The sequence below is a fragment of the Streptomyces sp. NPDC001732 genome, assembly GCF_053596315.1.
This window is the reverse complement of sequence record NZ_JBSFFY010000061.1, coordinates 1-5,471: the sequence shown is the minus strand read 5'-3', so window position 1 is coordinate 5,471 and position 5,471 is coordinate 1. Positions and strand designations below refer to the sequence as shown.

4 protein-coding genes and 2 pseudogenes are annotated in these 5,471 nt (G+C 68.5%); 1 reads left to right on the top strand and 5 read right to left on the bottom strand.

Annotation, left to right across the window (positions count from 1 at the left end; all coding sequences use genetic code 11):
- The 5 genes and pseudogenes from ACWCXX_RS33480 to ACWCXX_RS33460 form a co-directional block, all read right to left on the bottom strand.
- Window positions 1–804, bottom strand: a pseudogene (locus tag ACWCXX_RS33480) (hypothetical protein); the annotation flags it as partial.
- 519 nt (window positions 805–1,323) lie between these two features.
- The gene (locus tag ACWCXX_RS33475) at window positions 1,324–1,647 is read right to left on the bottom strand and encodes a hypothetical protein (RefSeq protein ID WP_451133887.1); all 324 of its coding nucleotides are present in this window, start codon (window positions 1,645–1,647) and stop codon (window positions 1,324–1,326) included.
- Window positions 1,648–1,733: 86 nt separating this feature from the next.
- On the bottom strand, window positions 1,734–2,189 hold the full coding sequence (locus ACWCXX_RS33470) for an SAM-dependent methyltransferase (protein ID WP_451133885.1): 456 nt from the start codon (window positions 2,187–2,189) through the stop codon (window positions 1,734–1,736).
- 132 nt (window positions 2,190–2,321) lie between these two features.
- Window positions 2,322–3,325: pseudogene (locus tag ACWCXX_RS33465) on the bottom strand (IS5 family transposase).
- Window positions 3,326–3,513: 188 nt separating this feature from the next.
- Window positions 3,514–4,779, bottom strand: a complete 1,266-nt coding sequence (locus ACWCXX_RS33460; protein ID WP_451133883.1) for an IS701 family transposase — start codon at window positions 4,777–4,779, stop codon at window positions 3,514–3,516.
- Window positions 4,780–5,220: 441 nt separating this feature from the next.
- On the opposite strand from ACWCXX_RS33460, the gene ACWCXX_RS33455 reads away from it, so the two are divergent.
- The coding region (locus ACWCXX_RS33455) for a nucleoside deaminase (protein ID WP_451133881.1) at window positions 5,221–5,471 on the top strand (251 nt) is incomplete at its 3' end.

Sequence of the window (5,471 nt, the reverse complement as noted above, 5' to 3'; positions counted from 1 at the left end):
CACCGCCGTCGCCACCGCACACACCCCGTCGGTATGGCCCGTCAGGGGCTCACCAATCCCCTGGCCGGTAACCAGATTCCATACCCGCACCGTCTCATCCCAGCTGCCGGTAACGGCGACCGAGCGGCCGCCCACCACCGCCGTCGCCACCGCCAACACCCCGTCGGTATGGCCCGTCAGCGGCTCACCAATCCCCTGGCCGGTAATCAGATTCCATACCCGCACCGTCTCATCCCAGCTGCCGGTAACGGCTACCGTGCGGCCGTCCACGACGGCCGTCGCCACCGCCAACACCCCGCTGATGTGGCCCGTCAGGGGCTCACCCACGGGCTGACCGATGACCAGATCCCACACCCGCACCGTCCCCTCGTCGCTGCCGATGACGGCTACCGTGTGGCTGTCTACCACCGCCGTCGCCACCGCACGCACCCCATTGGTGTGGCCGTTCAGGGTGTGCCAGAGCTGGGGGGTGACCATGCTGCCTGTGGCCCAGTCCACCCCCCAGCGCGCCGCCGGGTCGTTCTCCGCCGGTACAACCGTGATCAATGCCGCCAGCCCGCGGTCCCCGTACCGGGCCGCGTCCAATGCCAGCAACTGTCGCCGCACCCCAGCCTCCGCGTCCCGGTGCAGATGCGCCGAGGCCCGGTACACCGCAGCCGCCAGCACCTCCTCCCGACCCACCGCACCGCCCAGCACCGCCAGGACCCGTTCCGGGTCGGTATTCACCAGCCACCCCGGATCAGCCAACCAGCCACCCGCCACAGCACTTTCACGCGGGCCACCACTTTGAGGATCGTCAGACATGACCGCCACGGTATCCGCCCCCACTGACACCAACCCACTCTCAAGCACGCACACCAGGAACGAGATTGCGCCCTTCTGCGCAGACCCCACCCCAGCCGCCAGAATCCAGCAGCATGCACAGGACCGCGCCACGCCTGCCACCACAACAACGCCCCACCTGACCACCCGAGAATGATCACGGCAGGTAACGAAGGCCAGATCTCAGCACGGCTCCGAACGGTCACCCCGGGCCCGCCTATTCGCGCGGGTTCTTAGTTGCATAGAGAGGGCGCAGCCCCAACCCGCTTCTGACCTGCGTAAATGATCAGAGCATCGGCATCGACTGATGCCTATATCGGCATCCTGGGATGCCGATACATGACTGGATCGGTCATGTCGTCGATGGTCATTGAAGGAACCTCAGGGTTCCTTCGCGTACCCCTCTGTACATGTCGCCAGTGGACAGCGAAGGAATCACGGAGTTCTCCAGGGCAGACGGCAGGATGGGAGCGATTCGCGCTTCTGAACGAGCGTGGCGAGTCAGGCTGTCGGCTGCCCGCCGTCCGCCGCCAGGCACATCTGCTCCGCGCCGTCGCGTACGCGGGCGTCGAACTCGGCGGCGGCCGCCAGGGACCGCCGGGCGGACTCCGGCGTGACACCCAGCGCCCTGGAGGCCGCAGCGGCCGCGCCTCGTTCCGTCCCGAAAGCCTGCTTCAGGTTGCCGGCCCGCAGCCGTGCCAGGAGGCGGATCTCCTGCCGGAAGTAGTCCACGGGTGACGAGGCAGACACAGCGCTGCGGCTCCTCGACTGGTACGGACTGATCACGTACGACTCCACGACCACCTCCGCGCTGTGCGTATCCACGCGCTCACCGCCCACGCACCGTCCCTCCGAACACCCTGACCAGGGCCGTCACGCGCTGGCCCGCCCCGATACCGCCGAACCCCGGATCACCACTGAAGCGGCAGTTCACGCAGGATGTGGAGCATGTTCCGCAGGTCCGCGTGCATGTAGCGGTGCAGTGCCGTTCGGCTGCCCAGGAGTTGGGGCCCGTGGGCGATGACGTACGGGTCGCGGTCGACGTGGATGACCGTGGCGTCCTGCCCGGCGGACAGGGCAGTGTGGGGGAAGCGCGGATTGGGGGTCGGCAGGCCGCTGCCCAGGTCGACGAACTGCGTGATCCCGCAGCCGCGGAGCATTTCGACCGTCTGGTGCGCGTAATGGCGGTTGATCTCAAGAGCCGCTTCGGTCCAGGGGGCTGCGTTGAGCACGCGAATGCCCAGGCGGCGGTCGGCGGGCTGGTGGTGGCGTTCCCCGCCGAGCAGCCAGTGCGTGATCCGCGCGGTCGACGGTGCGGTGCCTTCGGCCGGGCTGTCCACGTCGATGGCGGGTGCGGGGGCGTTCACTGCCGGGCTCCTTGAGGGTATGTGTCGGTGGCCGTGGTGTTGGGGCGGTGGTGGTTCAGGTAGGCGGGGAGGGCCTGGACGGAGTTGGAGATCAGGGACGGCACGGGCACTAGGGCCTGTGTGAGGTCGCGATCATCCTGTCGTGGGCAGGAGGTCGTTGATCCAGATCATGGAGGCCCGTAGGTGGAGCCCGGCGTCGTAGCTCTCGGGGGTCTTGTCGTAGCGGGTCGCGATGCCGCGCCAGGCTTTCAGTTTGTTGATCACGCGCTCGACGGTGCTGCGGTCCTTGCAGAGCTCTGCGTCGTGGGTGACGGGCCGGCCGCCTCTGCTGCCTCGGTTCTTCCGGTGGGCGGCCTGGTCCTTCTTCTCCGGGATGACGGACTTGATTCCGCGTTTGCGCAGGTGAGCGCGGTTGACGCGGGAGGAGTACGCCTTGTCGCCGGCCACGGCAGCGGGCCGTGTGCGCGGGCGGCCGACAGGCAGCCGGACGCGGACCTTCTGCAGCACCGGGATGAATTGCGGGCTGTCGGCGGCCTGTCCAGCGGTCACTACGATCGCCAGTGGGCGGCACTTACGGTCAGCGGCGAGATGGACCTTGCAGGTCAGCCCGCCCCTGGACCTGCCGAGCAGGGCGTGCTTCAGGCGGGCCCGGCGTCTGCGCCGGAGGCGTCGCCGTTCCTCGCGGCCGGGATCGTCCTGGTCTCCCTGCCCGCTTTGTTCCTCGATACCGCCCCCTTTGACCGGGCCTGCTCCTGTTCCCGGGCGGCCTTCCCCAGGGCTTCCATGACCTGTGGGTCGATACGCATCCCGGCGGCGTCGTGATGCGCGCGAGCGGTCGTGGAATCCACGCTGACCAGCGACAGGTCCACCTTCCCCTGCCGGGCGGCCTCGGCGATCACGCCTTCCAGCAGGGCGGTGAAGACGCCCGCGTCCCGCCAGACGCGGAAGCGCCCGTAGACGGTCGACCAGGGGCCGAACGCGTCGGGCATCTCCCGCCACTGGCCACCGGACCGGAAGCGCCAGATCACTCCCTCGAACTGGTCACGCAACCTCGCCGGGTAGGGGCCGTACTCGCCGATCGGCAGGTACGGCTCGATGAGCTTCCACTGGTCATCGGTGAGTTGTCGGCGTGTCACACACGGCGTTCTACCGCGCCCAGCCCCAGCACGGCAGCGAAATACGAATATTGATCACGACCTCACACGCGCCCTAGTAGTGCTTGGTCATGTTGGTGCGGGGTCTGGCATGTCGCGGTGACAGGTGGGGCAGGCGCCGGTCCAGGTCGCGATGAGTATCTGCAGCTCGCGGACAACTCGGTAGAGGCTCAGGCCGGCGCCGTCTCTTTTGGGGATCGGGTCAGTCGCTGAAGGGTGCAGAAGGCGTGGGCGACCGAGACGAGGGTGACGTGGTGGTGCCAGCCTGGCCAGGTCCGGCCTTCGAAGTGGGCCAGGCCCAGGGCCTGTTTCATCTCGCGGTAGTCGTTCTCGATGCGCCAGCGGAGCTTCGCGGTGCGCACGAGGACGGGCAACGGGGTGGTCCCGGGCAGGTTGGAGAGCCAGAACTGCACGGGCTCGTCCTGGTCGGCGGGCCATTCGGCCAGCAGCCAGCGGACCGGAAGCCCGCTGCCGGCCGTGGCCTTGCGGATCTCGCGTCCGGCGGGCCGGATCCGCAGGGCCACGAAGCGCGAGTACATGCGCTTGTACCCGCTGCGGCCGCTGCCCGGCCGGGACCCCTCCCTCCACTGCACCGGCCGCGCGGAGTTCTTACCGGCCGCGATGACCAGGCTCCTCACCCGCTGGGCCGGCTCGGGGTAGGCAGGAACCGGCCGTGGGCCGCGGCCGGAGTAGGCCGGGGTGCAGGGCTGTGCGTCCTCGGGTTGCGCGGTGGTCGTGGTCGAGATGCCCACCACGTACTCGAGACCGCGTTCTTCCAGGCCGAGCCGGAAGGCTGCGGTGTCCCCGTAGCCGCCGTCGGCGATGACCTGGGGCACCTCGATGCCCCAGGACCGCGTCTCGTCGATCATGTCGAGGGCCAGCTGCCACTTCTCGACATGCCCCGCCTGGACGGGGATGGCGCACTTGTCGCGGCGGGCCACTTTGGCCGGGTCGGCCTTGGGCGAGGCGGGATCCCAGCTCCCGGGCAGGAACAGACGCCAGTTCACGGCCGCGGAGGCGCCGTTGGAAGCCAGGTGCAGCGAGACCCCGGCCTGGCAGTTGGTGACCTTGCCCGCGGTGCCGGTGTACTGCCGGGTCACACACGCCGACGCATCCCCGTCCTTGAGGAACCCGGTGTCATCGACGACCGGCGCAGGGGGCTTGATGACCGGCTGCATGCGCCAGGCCGGACGGGCCCGCACATGCGCCGCATCCCAGGGGCTGGAAGTGACAAAGTGGGCCAGGGCCTGCCGGTTCCCGTCCTCGCCCAGACGAGCGGCCATCGGCTCCACCGACTTGCGCCCGCCGTCCAGCAACAGACCCCGCAGATAGACCCCGCCCCACCGCCGCTGATCCGCCCGCGCGAACGGCCCGAACATCTCCGCCGCGAAGTCCTCCAGATCACACCGGACCGCAGCCAACTCCCCACTCAGCACACACGGTCAACGAAACGACCGATCAAGAAGACACGCCATCACAGGCCGCACATGACCAAGCACTACTAGGTGCACGACGAACGAGCCGAGAACCGCGCCCAGCAACACGAAGCTGTCGGCCAGACCGGTACTGGCTCGGGTGGTCGGTGGGTGTGGCCGGGTTCGGCTCGGTCGCCTGGTGCGCGCGTCGGCGTTCCGGGCGCGGGTGTCGGTGGCAATCCTGCTTCGTGACGGGATTCTGCCTGGCGGCGGTTTTCGGCCGGGTGGGCGTCAGTGGGGGGTTTCCCACCTCTGGCAGTGGGACTCTGGCCCTGCGGTGGGCTGCTGCCGCAAAGTAAGTCGGACAGCTGCGCGGCCCGTCTACCTCAGCAAGATTCTCGCAACACAAGACCACATTTCCGTCCTCACGCCACTCTCTGACCGACCTGACAAGGAAATGCCGTGAGTACCAGCACCCTCACCGACATGGACTACCTCCGCCGTGCCATCACCGTCTCCCAGAGCGCACGCGACAACGGCAACCACCCCTTCGGCGCGATCCTCGTCGCACCCGACGGGACGATCGCACTCGAAGCCGAGAACAGCGTCACCACCGAGAACGACGTCACCCACCACGCCGAGACCAACCTCGTCCGCCTTGCCTCCCGGACCATCCCGCTGGACCAACTGGCCAAGTACACCCTCTACACCTC